At 50.4% G+C, this 17,882-nt stretch carries 19 protein-coding genes, 1 pseudogene and 1 other annotated feature; of the genes and pseudogenes, 3 read left to right on the plus strand and 17 right to left on the minus strand.

Annotated features, from left to right (window positions below):
- Positions 1–140: 140 nt before the first annotated feature.
- The gene (gene aroH / locus NA389_RS10190; RefSeq protein WP_001082196.1) at positions 141–1,187 is read left to right on the plus strand and encodes a 3-deoxy-7-phosphoheptulonate synthase AroH; all 1,047 of its coding nucleotides are present in this window, start codon (positions 141–143) and stop codon (positions 1,185–1,187) included.
- A 156-nt stretch (positions 1,188–1,343) separates the two neighbouring features.
- Positions 1,344–1,535, plus strand: coding sequence for a hemin uptake protein HemP (gene hemP, locus NA389_RS10195; RefSeq protein ID WP_000089115.1), 192 nt, complete (start codon positions 1,344–1,346; stop codon positions 1,533–1,535).
- 34 nt (positions 1,536–1,569) lie between these two features.
- Here the strand turns inward: hemP and selO are convergent, their stop codons facing one another.
- The 16 genes and pseudogenes from selO to NA389_RS10275 form a co-directional block, all read right to left on the minus strand.
- On the minus strand, positions 1,570–3,012 hold the full coding sequence (selO, locus tag NA389_RS10200; RefSeq protein WP_000175670.1) for a protein adenylyltransferase SelO: 1,443 nt from the start codon (positions 3,010–3,012) through the stop codon (positions 1,570–1,572).
- A 61-nt stretch (positions 3,013–3,073) separates the two neighbouring features.
- The gene (ydiV, locus tag NA389_RS10205) at positions 3,074–3,787 is read right to left on the minus strand and encodes an anti-FlhDC factor YdiV (protein ID WP_000562004.1); all 714 of its coding nucleotides are present in this window, start codon (positions 3,785–3,787) and stop codon (positions 3,074–3,076) included.
- 313 nt (positions 3,788–4,100) lie between these two features.
- Positions 4,101–4,565 carry a C40 family peptidase gene (locus NA389_RS10210; protein ID WP_001213256.1) on the minus strand — a complete coding sequence of 155 codons (465 nt, stop codon included), beginning with the start codon at positions 4,563–4,565 and terminating at the stop codon, positions 4,101–4,103.
- 76 nt (positions 4,566–4,641) lie between these two features.
- A complete protein-coding gene (btuD, locus tag NA389_RS10215) occupies positions 4,642–5,391 on the minus strand; it encodes a vitamin B12 ABC transporter ATP-binding protein BtuD (protein ID WP_000080607.1) in 750 nt (249 codons plus the stop codon).
- A complete protein-coding gene (locus NA389_RS10220; protein WP_001181570.1) occupies positions 5,391–5,942 on the minus strand; it encodes a glutathione peroxidase in 552 nt (183 codons plus the stop codon). The genes btuD and NA389_RS10220 overlap by 1 nt, the downstream gene beginning before the upstream one ends.
- Positions 5,943–6,033: 91 nt before the next feature.
- The gene (gene btuC, locus NA389_RS10225; protein WP_000954977.1) at positions 6,034–7,014 is read right to left on the minus strand and encodes a vitamin B12 ABC transporter permease BtuC; all 981 of its coding nucleotides are present in this window, start codon (positions 7,012–7,014) and stop codon (positions 6,034–6,036) included.
- Between the two features lie 202 nt (positions 7,015–7,216).
- A complete protein-coding gene (ihfA, locus tag NA389_RS10230; RefSeq protein WP_001229266.1) occupies positions 7,217–7,516 on the minus strand; it encodes an integration host factor subunit alpha in 300 nt (99 codons plus the stop codon).
- A 4-nt stretch (positions 7,517–7,520) separates the two neighbouring features.
- Positions 7,521–9,908 carry a phenylalanine--tRNA ligase subunit beta gene (gene pheT, locus NA389_RS10235; RefSeq protein WP_000672394.1) on the minus strand — a complete coding sequence of 796 codons (2,388 nt, stop codon included), beginning with the start codon at positions 9,906–9,908 and terminating at the stop codon, positions 7,521–7,523.
- 15 nt (positions 9,909–9,923) lie between these two features.
- On the minus strand, positions 9,924–10,907 hold the full coding sequence (gene pheS / locus NA389_RS10240; protein WP_000018570.1) for a phenylalanine--tRNA ligase subunit alpha: 984 nt from the start codon (positions 10,905–10,907) through the stop codon (positions 9,924–9,926).
- A gap of 62 nt (positions 10,908–10,969) precedes the next feature.
- Positions 10,970–11,093: a sequence feature (Phe leader region), on the minus strand.
- Positions 11,044–11,088, minus strand: a complete 45-nt coding sequence (gene pheM, locus NA389_RS10245; protein WP_001386830.1) for a pheST operon leader peptide PheM — start codon at positions 11,086–11,088, stop codon at positions 11,044–11,046. It overlaps the preceding feature by 45 nt.
- 115 nt (positions 11,094–11,208) lie before the next feature.
- Complete coding sequence (gene rplT / locus NA389_RS10250) at positions 11,209–11,565, minus strand: 50S ribosomal protein L20 (RefSeq protein WP_000124850.1); 357 nt, start codon at positions 11,563–11,565, stop codon at positions 11,209–11,211.
- 50 nt (positions 11,566–11,615) lie between these two features.
- Entirely contained in the window at positions 11,616–11,813 is a 198-nt protein-coding gene (gene rpmI / locus NA389_RS10255; RefSeq protein WP_001124225.1) for a 50S ribosomal protein L35, read from the minus strand.
- A 95-nt stretch (positions 11,814–11,908) separates the two neighbouring features.
- Entirely contained in the window at positions 11,909–12,451 is a 543-nt protein-coding gene (infC, locus tag NA389_RS10260; RefSeq protein WP_001574431.1) for a translation initiation factor IF-3, read from the minus strand.
- Positions 12,452–12,454: 3 nt separating this feature from the next.
- The gene (gene thrS / locus NA389_RS10265) at positions 12,455–14,383 is read right to left on the minus strand and encodes a threonine--tRNA ligase (protein ID WP_001144226.1); all 1,929 of its coding nucleotides are present in this window, start codon (positions 14,381–14,383) and stop codon (positions 12,455–12,457) included.
- Positions 14,384–14,642: 259 nt separating this feature from the next.
- Positions 14,643–15,497, minus strand: a complete 855-nt coding sequence (locus NA389_RS10270) for a DNA/RNA non-specific endonuclease (protein WP_001044092.1) — start codon at positions 15,495–15,497, stop codon at positions 14,643–14,645.
- A pseudogene (locus NA389_RS10275) lies at positions 15,494–15,808 on the minus strand (hypothetical protein). Before NA389_RS10275 ends, NA389_RS10270 begins: the two are co-directional and overlap by 4 nt.
- Positions 15,809–15,950: 142 nt before the next feature.
- On the opposite strand from NA389_RS10275, the gene NA389_RS10280 reads away from it, so the two are divergent.
- Positions 15,951–16,910 carry a lipid A deacylase LpxR family protein gene (locus tag NA389_RS10280; RefSeq protein ID WP_001046435.1) on the plus strand — a complete coding sequence of 320 codons (960 nt, stop codon included), beginning with the start codon at positions 15,951–15,953 and terminating at the stop codon, positions 16,908–16,910.
- A 48-nt stretch (positions 16,911–16,958) separates the two neighbouring features.
- Here NA389_RS10280 and NA389_RS10285 read toward each other — a convergent pair whose 3' ends face one another.
- Positions 16,959–17,717: a DUF481 domain-containing protein gene (locus NA389_RS10285; RefSeq protein WP_000770981.1), complete on the minus strand. Its 759-nt coding sequence runs from the start codon at positions 17,715–17,717 to the stop codon at positions 16,959–16,961.
- Positions 17,718–17,882 lie beyond the last annotated feature (165 nt).

Consider the following 17,882-nt stretch of genomic DNA (forward strand, 5'->3'; position numbering starts at 1 on the left):
GTTTGGTTTTTGTTATCATGCTGTTCTGCCTGCGAGGTGTGACACGCCTCGCACTTGAAATCAGCAGGGATTGGTTTATCGTGATGCCCATCACTTCCCGGTAGTCCTGCCGTTGAAGCAACAAATTTCTGAGACTTGTAATGAACAGAACCGACGAACTCCGTACTGCGCGTATCGACAGCCTGGTAACACCGACCGAACTCGCGCAGCGGTATCCTGTATCGTCCTCCGTCGCCAGTCACGTTACCGACTCCCGACGCCGGATAGAAAAGATTTTAAATGGTGAAGATCCACGGCTACTGGTCGTCATTGGCCCCTGTTCGATTCACGATCTGAATGCTGCTATGGAATACGCGACGCAGCTCCAGGCACAACGCCAAAAGCATCAGGCGCGTCTGGAAATCGTCATGCGCACCTATTTTGAAAAACCGCGCACCGTTGTGGGATGGAAAGGCCTGATTTCCGATCCCGATTTGAATGGAAGTTACCGCGTCAATTATGGGCTTGAACTGGCGCGTCGCTTGCTATTGCAGGTGAACGAATTGGGAGTACCGACCGCCACAGAATTTCTTGATATGGTCACCGGCCAGTTTATTGCCGATCTGATCAGTTGGGGAGCGATTGGCGCGCGTACCACCGAAAGCCAAATCCATCGAGAAATGGCTTCTGCGCTCTCTTGTCCGGTCGGCTTTAAAAATGGTACGGATGGCAATACTCGCATTGCCGTTGACGCTATTCGCGCCTCCCGCGCCAGCCATATGTTTCTCTCGCCGGATAAAGACGGACAGATGACCATCTACCAAACGAGTGGCAACCCGTATGGGCACATCATCATGCGCGGCGGTAAAAAACCTAACTACCACGCTGAAGATATTGCCGCCGCCTGCGACACGTTGCATGAATTTGATCTGCCGGAACATCTGGTCGTCGACTTCAGCCACGGCAACTGTCAAAAACAGCATCGCCGCCAGTTAGAGGTATGTGATGATATTTGCCAGCAGATTCGTAATGGCTCCACGGCAATTGCCGGGATTATGGCCGAGAGTTTTTTACGGGAAGGCACGCAAAAAATTATCAGCGGTCAACCATTAATCTATGGTCAGTCCATTACCGATCCCTGCCTGAACTGGGAAGATACGGAAGTTCTGTTGGAAAAACTGGCCGCGGCGGTAGATAGCCGCTTTTAATAGCTCGCCCATCCTGCCGGGATGGGCGTTTCTTCGATGCTTTACCCGCCCTTTTCTCTCCGCGCGCGTATATCACTCCGCAGAATTAGCACTTGCTGTTATCGCATTAATTATTGATAATAATAATCATTGTGAGTTTGATTATTAATAAATAGCATGTCGCGTATGGATAACACCGAGCTGCCTCACCCTAAGGAAATAGACAATGAAACGCTTCTCCCTGCCGCTGAACGGCGCGTCAACAGTCAGGCGCTATTAGGTCCGGACGGCAAAGTCATTATCGATCACAATGGTCAGGAGTATCTGTTGCGTAAAACTCAGGCTGGTAAGCTACTGTTAACCAAATAACGCTCCGCCAGCAGACGATGCTGCTGGCATCAGGCTAACTTGAACAACTGACCTCCAGCCGCTTTCCCCACTCCGGCGGTCGGCTGGCATAGTCATCATCTCGATCAGTAAAAGGTTGACGTAAAACTTCATGCAACCGATGCAGTTCCGCCATGTCTCCTTGTTCAGCCGCATCTATCGCGCGTTGCGCCAGCCAGTTGCGCAACACAACCGCAGGATTCACGCGTTGCATCTGCTGCTGGCGCAGCGCGTCATCCACCGCCTCTGTGCGCAATCGCGCCCGGTAGCGGTCGAACCAGGCATCGAACGCCGTGCGATCGATAAACGTATCCCGCAACGGCGAGGAAGCGCTCTGTTGCTCCGTATGGCTTAACATCCGAAATGTACGGGTATAATCACTCCCTTCGCGCGCCATCAGACTAAACAATTCATTCAGTAAAGCGTTATCGTCTTTTTGCTCGGTAAAGAAGCCCAGCTTCTGGCGCATTCGCTGCCCATAGTGCGTTAACAACGCGTCCTGGTAACGATCCAGCGCTCTGTTTAACGCGTCGATCTCAATAAAAGGGGTTAGCGTCTGCGCCAGACGTTGTAAATTCCACAGCGCCACCGACGGTTGATTATCGAAGCGGTAACGTCCCTGATGATCGGAATGGTTACCAATGAAGCCGGGATCGTAGTCATCGAGAAAACCAAAGGGGCCATAGTCGATGGTCAGCCCCAGAATCGACATGTTATCCGTATTCATAACGCCGTGCGAAAAACCGACGGTTTGCCACTCGGCGATAAGTCTTCCGGTACGCGCCGCCACCTCTTCAAACCACAAAGCATATTTTTCCGGGACATCCTGCCATTGCGGCCAGTAATGACGAATAGCGAAATCAGCCAGTTGCTGAACTTTTTCCGGCTCACGGCGGTAATAGAAATGTTCGAAATGACCAAAACGCATATGACTTTGTGCCAGACGCATTAACATGGCGCCCGTTTCCTGCGTCTCTCGCTGAACCGGCGTATCGCTGGCTACGATAGATAACGCGCGCGTAGTGGGAATACCCAGATAATGCATGGCTTCGCTGGCAAGACTTTCTCGTATGGTTGAACGCAGGACGGCGCGTCCATCCCCCATTCGCGAATAGGGTGTTAATCCGGCGCCTTTCAGATGCCAGTCGAGGGTCGAGCCATCCGCCAGGAGCTGTTCGCCCAGCAAAATACCGCGTCCGTCGCCGAGTTGTCCCGCCCAGACGCCGAACTGATGCCCGCTATATACCTGCGCGACAGGCGACATACCGGGTAATAAGGTTTCGCCGCCCCAAACGCCAGCGCCATTGGTAACGTCAAATAACGACGCGGGAATGGCTAACTGCTGCGCCAGTTCGTCGTTATACCAAATCAGTCGCGCATTTTTTAACGGTGTGGGTAAAAGCGCGGTATACGTTGCTGGCAGTTCATCGCGCCAACGGGCAGTAAAAGACAGGGTCATAGGGCCTCCTGTCTTCAGTGTAGACGGTTAATCACCGGTTAAACACCGGCAAACAGAAAGGTTATCGCTGAACGAGTTTAATGAGCTGGTTTACCGGCACCGGAGGCCATAGTCCGCCCTGGAATGCGCTAAACCCCAATGGCGCTGCGCGCGCAAACATCGCCTCAGTATCAATACCGGCAATCATCAGCGACTCGCAGCTGGAGGAGATCTGGGCAACGATAGCGTGCATGAATGGTTCGAATGAGATCATTTCAGCACGCTGCTGAATAAAGTTTTTATCCAACATGACTCGTTTGAAAAGTCCATCGAAAATAGCTTTAGTCGACGCCTCGCCTGCCCCAAAATTTGCCAGCATTAATGGGAAATGCATTGCCAGATTAGCTAACGTTTCATTGTTTTTGCCCTGGTTTAACCCAGGATAATTCTCATTTATAGCTAATTCAAGAAACGGAAAGCGTGCTGCCCGGGAAAAAAGTTCGCTATCTAATAATAATAAGTCACTAATTGCAGGCGGTAAATTAAGCCATGCAATAAGTTTATGCTGAATAAAAAAGTGCTGACAGGTTTCTAACAACGCAAGTTTTTCAACAAACAGACAGTATTGCTCCTCCACCGAAAGGCGAGGCGCTACCAACTCAGTCGGCATCCGCACGGCGCCGTCTTCAGCGGCAAACGTTGCAATAATCTCTAAACCAACAAGCCGAGCGTTTTCATCCATGACGGGAAGGAAAAAGAGTTCGGAATGGTAAAGCTCATCAAGTGAAGCAATCATTACGCCAGTCCCATGGTTAGGGCGCTATTCGCCATCCAGTCACTACGGACGGAAACAGACGTAACTTCAGATACTAATTGAAGCGTCATCATTTTTCTTGTTTACCGGTAAACCGGTTCCTTTTTTTAACTTACTCTGATTATAAACCAATATCCAATGTTGTACTTTTAACAGGGCGTGAGCACGCCCGTTTTTAATAAAAGTACGTTTGTAAATGCTACGGTTATATCATTATATATGATGACAACAGATGTCATAAGTTCAACCGACGGTATGTTAAAAATAGACTATAAAATTTATATCGTCTGCGAGGTTAAATTCGCCGTGCCTGCCAGAAGTTTTTTCGCCAGTACACATTATCCAGCGATGAACGCATCACGCCACGACTGGTAGAGGCATGAATAAACTCATTATTTGTATCGTAAATACCAACATGTAAACCACTTTCGCCCGAACCGGTTTTAAAGAAAACCAAATCTCCGGGCAGCAATTCATCTTTATCGATTCTGGTGCCGATTTTTGATTGTTCACGCGTATCACGAGGCAACTGCAAATCAAACTTGTCGCGCATAGTGACTACCACAAAGCCGGAACAGTCCACACCTCTGCGACTCATGCCGCCGTAACGGTATGGCGTACCGCGCCAGGACTGCAACTGATCGTTCAGACCCGCAATGACGGTAATGGAGTCTGATAATCTGGCGTTTGGCGCCGGTGCCCGATGAGTACTGCATCCTGCCAGGAACAATGCTGTGATAACAAGAAGCCAAAAACGCATGCCGCAACAATCCTCTGTTTTTATTTTGGTATTAATTTAGCGTCGAAATTACCTGCTTTTCAAGAAACGATTTTACTTAAGTGGCCGAAATGAGCATTGGATGCCCCTCAACGTCGAGTCGTCGAAAGCGCAGACCGTAGGCTTGCGCCAGATAAGAGGGGGTGAGCACCTCTTCCCGGCGGCCGCAGGCAATGAGTTTACCGCGCTTTAGTAACCAGGCTTTATGCGCATGGCGCAGCGTGTGGTTCAGATCGTGGCTACTCATCACAATCGCGATTCCTGCCTGACACAAATGATGTAATACCCGATCCAAAGCGTTTTGTTGCGCAACATCGAGACTGTTCATCGGCTCATCAAGCAGCAATAATTGACCGACCGGATTAGCGTCGGGATGAATTTGTAGTACAACGGCAGCAAGGCGAACACGTTGCCACTCGCCACCGGAAAGCTGATTCACGCTTCGCCCCAGTTTGTCGCCCAATCCAAGCATATCGGCCACCTCGTTAAGCTGCCCGGTTCGCGTTTTATCAGGTTGATGCAATGTCAGGTAATGCCAGACCGGCATGGCGAACGGCGGATTTTGCTGTTGCGCAAGATAAGCGCGGTGTTGGGCAAGCGTTGCCGTCGCCCATGCCTCCAGCGGCGCTCCGCCAAACCTGATGCTCCCCTCGCCTGAGGTTAACCCCGCCATACGCGCCAGCAACGTGCTTTTTCCGGCGCCGTTCGGCCCGACAAGGTGAAGGATCTCTCCTGCGCTTACTTCGCCGGAAAGCGGCCCCAGGCGGGTGCTCTCGGCGACGTCCTTTAATTGCATCAATTGAGACATTATTTTGCCAACGCGATTTTTATGCTTTCCATCACAATAGGATCTTCAGGCGTCATATCCGGCGAAAAACGCTGTACCACCTGACCATCCCGGCCTACCAAAAATTTTTCAAAATTCCACAGAATATCATCCGGATAGAGTGGCGTACGCCCTTTGCTTACCATCCGTTCGTAAAAGCCGCTCTTCTCCGGCGCGACTGCCGTTGGCGCAGCGGCTATCAGTTTTTGATACAGCGGATGACGCGCGTCGCCATTCACATCAATTTTACTGAACATCGGGAACGTGACGCCCCAGGTGCTGGCACAATAGGTTTTAATCTGCTCTTCGCTGCCTGGCTCCTGCCCCATAAACTGGTTGCAGGGAAAACCCAACACGACAAACCCCTGATCTGCCCACGCCTTCTGGATATTTTCCAGCTGTTCATATTGCGGCGTCAGACCACATCTGGAGGCGACGTTTACAATGAGCAGCACTTTTCCGGCGTATTTTTCAAGTGTAGTGACCTCTCCATCAATCGTCGTAACGTGAGTATTAAGAAGCGAGTTTTGCATGGTGTCTCCCTGATGTCGGTAGAATAGCGGGTTTCATCGTTAGCCTTTAATCATAGACTGCGAATGATGAAAGCAGTTGTTTACCGATGCGCTAACGCGCGGATTTGAGCAGCAGCCAGATAAACACTGGTGCCCCCAATGTGGCGGTGACCACCCCGATAGGCAGTTCAGCCGACGCCAGCGCCAGTCGGGCGACCACATCAGCCAATAGCAGGGCGATAGCCCCGGCCAACGCACAGCCGGGAAGTAAAACCCGGTGATCGGTTAAACCACATAAGCGCAGGATGTGCGGAATAACCAGACCGATAAAACCAATCGCCCCCGCCATCGCCACGCTGACGCCCACCATCCAGCCGGTGGCGACGACCAACAAATTGCGCCAGAACCACAGCGGCAGGCCAAGCTGCCGCGCCGAGGTTTCCCCTAGCGCCAGCATATTCAGCGGTTGCGACTGGCAACATATCCAGATCAGTACCGGGATGAGCGCAATCATTAGCCAGCTCTGCTGCCAGTCAACGCCTCCGAATCCTCCCATCATCCAGTACATTAATTGCCGCAGATCGAAAGAGGTGGAAAAATAGATAGCCCACGTCATCAGCGCGCTACAGATAATGCCCAGCGCGACGCCCGCCAACAACAAGCGGCTGGTAGAGAGATGGCGGCGCGCAAAACGCAGCAGGATTAACGTAATAATGAGCGCGCCGGCTATAGCGCACAGTCCCAGCGCCCATCCAGGCAGTTGCCCCTGCCCCAGTAAGACGGCGGCAATAAGCCCAACACCGGCCCCATTCGAAACGCCGAGCAGGCCCGGTTCAGCAAGTGGGTTTTCAAACAGCGCCTGCATCACAGCGCCCGATAGCGCCAGCGCAGCGCCAACCAGCAATACCGCAAGCGTGCGGGGAAGACGAATTTGCCAGACAAACAGTTCTCCCCGGGCGCTTAACCAGTCACCGGGGGCAATCCACTGTTCGCCTGCGCATAAGCTCAGAAATGTAGCCAGTAGCACCAGCAGTGACAGGCTCAGAAGCCAGCGAACGTTTCGTCGCTGTTGTTGGCGGGCAAAAGTCAGCATGTTATCCATTCAGCTGAAAAGAGGTAGCGTGATTTTACGGTGGGTATCCTTTACTTGAAAGAAAAAAGGCCGCAATGCGGCCTTTTTAGTTATACGAGTCATCTTTCAGGCTAACAGATACGCTGTCATCCCGCTGATCTACTTTCGGGATGGCAGCGTATCTGCCGCAATACACCCTGATGGATGTTATGCCTGGATCTGATTACTCTTCTTTGGGCGAAGCGTTCTCGACCCGGCTCTTTAACTTCTGCCCGGGTCTGAAGGTCACCACGCGCCGTGCTGTAATAGGAATATCTTCACCCGTTTTCGGGTTACGCCCCGGACGTTGATTTTTATCACGCAGATCGAAGTTACCAAAACCAGAGAGTTTCACCTGCTCACCGTTTTCCAGAGCACGACGGATCTCTTCGAAAAACAGTTCAACCAGTTCTTTGGCATCCCGCTTGCTAAGCCCAAGCTTATCAAACAGATATTCTGACATTTCAGCTTTTGTAAGCGCCATAGGTTCAATCCCTCAATGATGCCTGGAATCGCTCTTTTAATGCCTCTACACATTTGGCGACGGTAGCGGCAATCTCCTCTTCTTCGAGTGTACGGTTGGTATCCTGAAGGATCAGGCTGATAGCGAGGCTCTTATAACCCTCCGCAACACCCTTACCGCGGTACACGTCAAATAAGTTTACGCCAACTACCTGATTTACGCCAACTTTCTTACATTCGGATAAAATATCCGCTGCGGGAACGTTTTCTGCAACAACAACCGCAATATCGCGACGGTTGGCCGGGAAGCGTGAAATCTCCCGCGCCTGCGGCACGATACGGTCTGCGAGCTTATTCCATTCCAGTTCAAACACCAGCGTACAACCATTCAGATCCAGTTTACGTTCCAGTTCAGGGTGAACAACCCCAATAAAACCAATACGTTCATCTTTCAGATAAATCGCCGCAGACTGTCCCGGATGCAGAGCCGGATTCATCTCCGCCTTAAACTGGATATCACCCAGTTTGCCGGTTAAATCCAGTACTGCTTCCAGATCGCCTTTCAAATCATAGAAATCAACGGTCTCTTTTGCCAGGTTCCAGTGCTCATCATAGCGGTTGCCGCAAATCACGCCAGCCAGCATCAGATCCTGTCGAATACCCAGATTGGCTTGTGTATCCGGAACGAAACGTAAACCGGTTTCAAAAATACGCACGCGATTCTGCTGGCGGTTTTGGTTATAGACCACCGTCGTCAGCAATCCGCTCCACAGAGACAGACGCATCGCCGACATCTCAACGGAGATAGGGTTTGGCAGCAGCAGCGCTTCTGCGCCTGGATGGATAAGCTGTTGTACTTTAGGATCGACAAAGCTATAGGTAATCACTTCCTGATAGCCTTTGTCGTTCAGCATGGTTTTAACCCGCTTCAACGACAGATCGGCTTCACGGTGCGTCCCCATGATTAAACCGGCCTGGATTGGCTCGTCCGGAATATTGTTATAACCGTAAACGCGGGCCACCTCTTCCACCAGATCTTCTTCAATTTCCATATCGAAACGCCAGGTCGGCGCCACGGCTTTCCACTCGTCCTGCCCTTCGGTCACTTCACAGCCCAGACGACGCAGAATATCACTGACCTGCTCATCCGCAATATGATGCCCGATCAGGCGATCCAGTTTACTGCGACGCAGCGTAATGGTGGCGCGTTTCGGCAACGTTGCTTCGTTGCTCACATCAATTATCGGACCCGCATCACCGCCACAGATATCAAGAAGCAGACGAGTAGCGCGCTCTATCGCTTTATATTGCAGCGCCGGGTCTACCCCGCGCTCGTAGCGGTGAGACGCATCGGTATGCAGACCGTGGCGGCGAGCGCGACCGGTGATAGACAGCGGATTAAAATACGCACACTCCAGCAGCACATTTTGCGTTTCGCCGTTCACGCCGGAATGTTCGCCGCCAAAAATACCGGCTATCCCCAGCGCCTTATGGTGATCGGCGATCACCAGCGTGTCCGCATTTAACGTCGCTTCGCTACCGTCCAGCAGGACGACGGTTTCACCCTCTTTTGCCATCCGCACGACAATACCGCCATCAATGCGATCTTTATCGAAAGCATGCATTGGCTGACCCAGTTCGAGCAACACATAGTTGGTGACGTCAACCACCGCATCGATGGAGCGAATACCGCAGCGACGCAGTTTCTCTTTCATCCACAGCGGCGTCGGCGCGTTAACATTGATGCCTTTTACCACCCGGCCAAGATAGCGTGGACACGCATCAGCGGCCTCTACCGTAATCGGCAGCGTATCGCTGATGGTTGCCGCAACCGGCGCCATTTCAGGCTCCTGGAGCGGCGCTTTGTTCAGTACCGCCACATCACGCGCAACGCCGATGATACCTAAGCAATCCGCACGGTTTGGCGTGACGCTAATTTCGATGGTATTGTCGTCGAGCTTCAGGTATTCACGGATATCGGTACCCAGCGGCGCATCCGCCGGCAGTTCGATAATGCCGCTGTGATCGTCGGAAATCCCCAGTTCGGAGAAGGAGCACAGCATCCCTTCAGACGGTTCGCCGCGCAGTTTTGCCGCTTTAATTTTGAAATCGCCCGGCAGAATAGCGCCAATGGTGGCCACCGCTACTTTCAGCCCCTGACGACAGTTTGGCGCGCCGCAGACGATATCCAACAGGCGTTCTCCGCCAACGTTGACTTTCGTTACACGCAATTTGTCAGCGTTCGGATGCTGGGCGCACTCAACCACTTCCCCAACCACAACGCCATTGAAGCTTCCCGCGACCGGCTCAACGCCGTCTACTTCCAGGCCAGCCATCGTAATCTGGTTAGCCAACGCATCGCTATCAATTGCCGGGTTAACCCACTCGCGTAACCACAGTTCGCTGAATTTCATTGTTTTATCCTGCCTTTATTTAAACTGTTTAAGGAAACGCAGATCGTTTTCGAAGAATGAACGCAGGTCGGTGACGCCGTAACGCAACATGGTCAGACGTTCCATCCCCATACCAAAAGCGAAGCCAGAATAGATTTCCGGATCGATACCGACATTACGCAGCACATTCGGATGCACCATCCCGCAGCCCAGCACTTCCAGCCATTTGCCGTTTTTACCCATCACATCTACTTCTGCAGAAGGTTCGGTAAACGGAAAATAAGAAGGACGGAAGCGAATCTGCAGATCCTCCTCAAAGAAATTACGCAGGAAGTCGTGCAGCGTACCTTTGAGGTTGGTGAAGCTGATGTTGGTATCAACAATCAGGCCTTCCATCTGATGGAACATCGGAGTATGCGTCTGGTCGTAGTCATTACGGTATACACGGCCCGGCGCAATAATGCGGATCGGCGGTTGCTGCGCTTTCATCGTCCGGATCTGGACGCCAGACGTCTGGGTCCGCAGCAGACGGGTCGCGTCAAACCAGAAGGTATCATGATCGGCGCGGGCCGGATGATGACCCGGAATGTTTAACGCGTCGAAGTTATGGTAGTCATCTTCGATTTCCGGGCCAGTCGCCACGGTAAAACCAAGCTCGCCGAAGAAACTTTCAATACGGTCAATGGTACGCGTGACCGGATGCAGACCGCCGTTCTCAATACGGCGCCCCGGCAGGGAGATATCGATGGTTTCAGCGGCCAGACGGGCGTTAAGCGCTGCGCTTTCCAGCTCGGCTTTACGCGCGTTAAGAGCCTGTTGTACCTGCTCTTTCGCGGCGTTAATGACTGCCCCGGCTGCCGGACGCTCTTCCGGCGGCAGATCGCGTAGGGTCGTCATCTGAAGGGTTAAATGCCCTTTCTTGCCCAAATATTCGACGCGTACATTGTCTAACGCGGCAACATCTGACGCCTGGTTAATGGCGGCCGCTGCATTGGCAACCAGCTCTGCGAGATGTGACATGGTTTTCCTCATTGTGTCGGTGAAGACACCGGTTCATTGGACGTAATCTCTCGATTTCAGATACAAAAAAAGCCTCCATCAGGAGGCTTTTTTGCGCTGTTTTTCGTTTCGTTTTTCACGCGCTAGCCTCCTGGGATCAGGTGCTAAAGTAAAAAAAGAAACGGAAAATAGCAGCGTTCATGCTTGCGTTACCTTATGTGGTAAAACCGAATATCCTTTATTGAAAAGGGTTACAGGTCAATTGTCAACTCACTGAACAGTAAATAAAAGAGAGGGAGCCAGGCTCCCTCTTTTCACTGGCTTATGCCAGAGCTGCTTTCGCTTTTTCAACCAGCGCGGTGAACGCGACTTTGTCGAATACGGCGATATCAGCCAGGATCTTACGGTCGATTTCAACAGAGGCTTTTTTCAGGCCGTTGATGAATTTGCTGTAAGAAATACCGTTCTGACGTGCTGCTGCGTTGATACGCGCAATCCACAGTTGACGGAACTGACGCTTACGTTGACGACGGTCACGGTAAGCATACTGACCAGCTTTGATAACTGCCTGGAAGGCAACGCGGTATACGCGAGAACGCGCACCGTAGTAGCCTTTGGCTTGTTTCAAAATTTTCTTGTGACGTGCGCGTGCAATTACACCACGTTTTACGCGAGCCATATGTGCTCTCCTGTATCTATTCTAATTAAAAAGTTAAAAACGTTAACGGCTTATGCGTACGGCAGGCACGCGATAACCAGGCCCAGATCGCCTTTAGAAACCATGGCTTTCGGACGCAGGTGACGTTTACGTTTAGTCGCTTTTTTGGTCAGAATGTGACGCAGGTTAGCGTGCTTGTGCTTAAAACCACCTTTACCGGTTTTTTTGAAGCGCTTAGCAGCACCGCGTACGGTCTTAATTTTTGGCATTTTAATAACTTCCACTTCGCATTGTTAATAAACGAAACATAGGCGAACAAAACCTGTGAAGCCCGAAGGCTTCACAGAATTGTTACTTGAAGGCCTTACTGTTTCTTCTTAGGAGCAAGCACCATAATCATCTGACGGCCTTCGATCTTCGTTGGGAAGGATTCGACCACTGCCAGTTCTTGCAAATCGTCTTTCACGCGATTAAGCACTTCCATACCGATTTGCTGGTGGGCCATTTCACGACCGCGGAAACGCAGCGTGATTTTGGCCTTATCGCCCTCTTCGAGAAAGCGAATCAGGCTGCGGAGTTTTACCTGATAGTCGCCTTCATCTGTCCCAGGACGGAATTTAATTTCCTTCACCTGGATAACTTTTTGCTTTTTCTTCTGTTCCTTAGAAGACTTACTCTTTTCATAGAGGAATTTGCCGTAATCCATTATACGACAAACCGGCGGCTCGGCGTTAGGGCTGATTTCGACTAAGTCTACTCCGGCTTCTTCAGCTTTTTCCAGAGCTTCTCTCAGACTCACAATACCAAGCTGCTCGCCTTCCAGACCTGTTAAGCGAACTTCTTGCGCGCGAATTTCGCTATTAATACGATTCGGACGCGCCGTTTGAACTCGTTTTCCGCCTTTAATACTTTATTCCTCCAGTTGTTGAAGACTGCGGCTGCGAATCTCTTGTTGCAGCTTCTCAATCACGTCATTTACGTCCAGACTGCCCAGGTCTTTACCGCGGCGGGTGCGAACGGCAACTTTGCCTGCTTCCACCTCTTTATCACCACAGACCAACATATAAGGGACACGACGTAAAGTGTGCTCGCGGATTTTAAAGCCAATCTTCTCATTTCTCAAGTCTGCTTTTACACGAATGCCCGCATTTTGTAGTTTCTGCGTCAATTCGTTAACGTATTCAGACTGCGAATCGGTAATATTCATCACGACTACCTGAACAGGCGCGAGCCATGTCGGGAAGAAACCAGCGAACTCTTCGGTCAGGATACCGATGAAGCGTTCCATCGACCCAAGAATCGCACGGTGAATCATTACCGGCACCTTACGCTCATTGTCTTCGCCTACATAGGAGGCGCTCAGACGAGACGGTAAGGAGAAGTCCAGCTGTACTGTACCGCACTGCCATGCACGATCGAGGCAGTCATATAAGGTAAATTCAATTTTCGGACCGTAGAATGCGCCTTCACCCAGTTGATACTCAAACGGGATATTATTTTCTTCCAGCGCAACCGCCAGATCCGCCTCAGCACGATCCCACATCTCATCGCTGCCGATACGCTTGTCAGGACGAGTGGAAAGCTTGACGACGATCTTCTCGAAGCCAAAGGTGCTGTACATATCGTAGACCATACGAATACAAGCGTTAACTTCATCGCGGATCTGCTCTTCGGTGCAGAAGATATGCGCATCATCCTGCGTAAAGCCGCGTACGCGCATCAGACCATGCAGCGCGCCTGATGGCTCGTTACGGTGGCAGCTACCGAATTCCGCCATACGCAGCGGCAAATCACGATAGGATTTCAGACCCTGGTTAAAGATCTGAACGTGGCCCGGGCAGTTCATCGGCTTGATGCAATATTCGCGGTTTTCTGAGGATGTGGTGAACATCGCATCTTTATAGTTGTCCCAGTGCCCGGTTTTTTCCCACAGCACACGGTCCATCATGAACGGGCCTTTAACTTCTTGATACTGGTACTCTTTGAGTTTAGAACGAACAAAGACCTCCAGCTCGCGGAAGATAGTCCAGCCGTCGTTATGCCAGAACACCATGCCCGGCGCTTCTTCCTGCATATGATACAGGTCGAGCTGCTTACCAATTTTACGGTGGTCGCGTTTTGCGGCCTCTTCCAGGCGCTGCAGATAAGCGTTCAGGGCTTTTTTATCTGCCCATGCCGTACCGTAAATACGCTGCAACATCTTATTATTGCTGTCACCGCGCCAGTATGCGCCAGCAGTTTTCATCAGTTTAAAGTGATGGCAGAAACGCATATTCGGCACGTGCGGACCACGACACATGTCGACATATTCTTCATGATGGTACAAGCCTGGCTTATCATCATGGGCAATGTTTTCATCAAGAATGGAAACTTTGTAGCTTTCACCACGCTTCACGAAGGTTTCACGCGCTTCGTGCCAGCTGACTTTCTTCTTGATAACGTCGTAATTTTTCTCGGCGAGCTCATGCATCCGCTTTTCGAGCGCTTCGACATCTTCCTGAGTTAGCGTGCGGTCAAGATCAACGTCATAGTAAAAACCGTTGTCGACAACCGGGCCGATCGCCATTTTCGTGTGCGGCCAAAGTTGCTTGATAGCGTGACCTAACAGATGCGCGCAAGAGTGACGAATGATCTCCAGACCCTCTTCATCTTTTGCGGTGATGATGGAAAGCGTCGCATCATTTTCAATCAGATCGGAAGCATCAACCAGCTCGCCATTCACACGGCCCGCAATGGTGGCTTTCGCCAGGCCAGGACCAATGTCCAGAGCAACATCCATCGGGCTTACAGGGTGGTCATAATGGCGTTGGCTGCCATCAGGAAGAGTAATAACAGGCATGTTATATCCTTATTTGCAGTGGTGACCCATACGCAAGATCACATACAAAGAGAAAATGAATTTATTGACAGTGAGTTGTGTATCCATCTAGCCAACCATTGCTAAATTGGCGCACAACCTTCGACACAGACGAAAATCGCTATTTTCGTCCGGCATGACGATGGTAACACTAAAAAAAGGGAGATGGCATCACTCTGTAGCAAATCAAGACCCTTGACAGGATTTCTCCGTTATCTTTCTACGCGCCGTATAGCGCTTCTCATCGACAACCTAACTTCTGCGCCAGACTCCCCTTTGTTGTTTTCACCTCGCTGGCTACCGCTTCAGGCAAGGCAGACCACAGCGTCAGCACTGGCTTCGTTTTATGTTCGATAGCGTCCACGGTAACCTGATAGTCGCAAAAATTCGCCGAACGGGGCGTATTCTGATCCATAATAAACGCAGCGTAATTTCCTTCACTTTTTGACGGCGCCGTTCCGGTGAATAAAACCTTCCAGTACCCGCTGGGAATTTCTACCGTCGCATCTTCTGGCAATGTGGCGATATGCCGCTCAAAAAGGGGGCCGGTCACTACGTGCACTACAGATACATCAGCCTGTTTGGCAAGTTCGCGCACCCGGTTTTCCAGTGCAGCCCATGCTCCCTGATTCAGGGCGGATTTCTGCGGCGTAATATTCGATAAATAATTTAACGACGGCCAGTCCGATACGCCGCCCAATCCTGCCAACGGCGCCTGGTGTCCCCTATCGACTTTTAATAGCGTATGGGCATTTTTATAGGCGGAAGGGGCCAACGTATCCGAGGGCGGTAAATCGGGGTCCTGCGCCCAGTTCCGCGGGCGACCGCTTGCCTGGCTGGTTTTTGTCACGCTATAGGCAACCCAGTTGGCAAATTTCGTGGCGCTATTATTATTGAGCGTATAGACATGGCGATAGATTGTTTGTTGACTTCCTCCTTGAGGACAGCCAACGCTACAGTTATCAGGTTGTTGAACGAGTACGTTACGATGGGGTAACTCGGGTGCCGATGTTGTATCCTGGGGAGGATACGATGTAGTACATGCGCTTAATAATACTACGGGCAGTAATTTTAGCAGATTAATGGTCTTATTCACTTTTGCTTCCTTAATAATAACTGCCCTAATAATTCAGATAGTAATAATTTGGTTATATTACCCTACCAGCCGTTAGATACTCTCATCATTAAAGACAACACTATCACGGTAAAAATTAATAACAGATAAACATCGAAGTCATCATAGAAAATGAGCTCAAAAGAATACAACGTGATATTCATGTTGATACCAAAAAACATCGTATTATATGCATAATCGTGAAGCCAATAATTTCTCGCACTCAGATAGCGAATGAAAAATGGATATTCAATAATATCTGACGCATTTTTTTCAACACCATTTTTCAACATTAAGGCAACGTATCCTCTCAATGACTCGCTGCTGGCAGGAGTTTAGTTATATTTAAAGGTTTAATAAGCACTGCGCATCATGCTGCTGTGCTTATTACTTTGTAAAAATAAGAGTATTCACTTTCATATTCAGGGGTAAAAAGTGAACAAATACAGCTATTGCGCAACGATGATTGCCGCCATACTCAGTACGACCACAATGGCCAATGCCAGTAGCCTTGCTATTTCAGTGGCGAATGATGATGCAGGTATATTTCAACCATCCTTAAATGCCCTTTATGGGCACAAGGCTGCAGACCGGGGTGATTATACTGCCGGGCTCTTTTTAGGCTACAGCCACGATCTCACTGACGCCAGTCAACTCTCTTTTCATATCGCGCAAGATATTTATTCTCCATCAGGCGCTAACAAGAGAAAGCCTGAAGCCGTCAAAGGCGACCGCGCGTTCAGCGCCTTTCTTCATACCGGACTGGAGTGGAATTCATTAGCCACCAATTGGTTACGTTATCGTTTAGGTACCGATATCGGCGTTATTGGTCCTGACGCAGGTGGTCAGGAGGTTCAGAATCGGGCGCATCGAATAATAGGCGCAGAAAAATACCCTGCCTGGCAGGATCAAATTGAAAACCGTTATGGTTATACGGCCAAAGGAATGGTGTCCCTTACGCCAGCTATTGATATTCTGGGCGTCAATGTGGGCTTCTATCCAGAAGTCTCTGCTGTCGGCGGCAATCTCTTCCAGTATTTAGGGTACGGCGCAACCGTTGCGCTGGGAAATGATAAGACCTTCAACTCTGATAATGGGTTTGGGTTACTGTCCCGCCGAGGGTTAATACACACTCAAAAAGAGAGATTGATCTATAAGGTATTTGCTGGCGTTGAGCGCAGGGAAGTTGATAAAAACTACACGTTACAGGGGAAAACGCTGCAAACAAAAATGGAAACGGTGGATATTAATAAAACCGTGGATGAATATCGCGTCGGTGCCACCATCGGCTATTCTCCCGTCGCATTTTCTCTTTCTTTAAACAAAGTCACGTCGGAATTTCGCACCGGAGACGACTATTCTTATATCAACGGCGACATCACCTTCTTCTTCTGAGGCGTCACCACGGAATAACCGGGTTACGTAATGTAACCCGGTACAATATTACATCTTATAGCCCAGCGTTACCGTAGTGCGGCGATCGGTATGTTCAGGCGCTGATTCAGGCGGCTGCGAGTTCCACGTTAAATTATACCCCACCTTTAGACCAAAATGTTCGTTAATGGCGACATTGAGGGCTGTTTCCGAATTTAGTGTGGTGTCTTCTGCGCCAAATACTGACACCCCCTGTGTAAACTTAGCATTGTCAGTTAACTGCCAGGCATAGCTGCCGGAAGCATAACCCAACGGCTGCGTTTCAGTGGTATCGTCCGTATGTTCGTCATAGCGAACCCCTGGACCGAATTCAAAACGGAAGCTGTGCACTGGACCATTAAGGAACTGCCGCCCGTAACCGGCGGTCAGTACGTCGCGCTGACGATAACCGTTGAAACGGTCTGTCAGCCAACTGGCCTGGCCAAAGGTATAATCATAATCCGTCATATTAAAACGGTTACGCGCGCCTACCGCATATTTTTCTGAAGAGCGTTCATCATTAGAGGAGGTATTGCTGGCATTGCCCCATAATGACCAGGCGGTACGTTGTCCATACCAGGTCATCGCCGTGTCAGCCGTTAAGGAAGAACTTTTAGTATTGCCTGACTGAGCAAGGTAGCCCGCATTCAGATTACCTTCAAAAGGTTTTTTCGCGGTGGAGGGATCATCCATGACAGTAAAAACGGAATCATCGGCGGCGGCATACAGAGACGCGAACACGCCACCCGCCAGCATAACTACAGCGGGTACTGCCTTCAAAAGCTTCATTTATATAGAGTCCGTACAACTAAAAAAGAGACCACGACGGTCCCGGAAACTTTCATAGGGATCAATGACAAACGCCCCTGGAAAGGTAGCGAATTATAAGAAGCCCCGAATAACATAGCAATCAATTACTATTTCATTTTTTGAATAAGAACCCTCCCGAAGCAT

It is taken from the genome of Salmonella sp. NW645, assembly GCF_051703725.1.
In the GTDB taxonomy this organism is placed as follows: Bacteria; Pseudomonadota; Gammaproteobacteria; order Enterobacterales; family Enterobacteriaceae; genus Salmonella; species Salmonella enterica.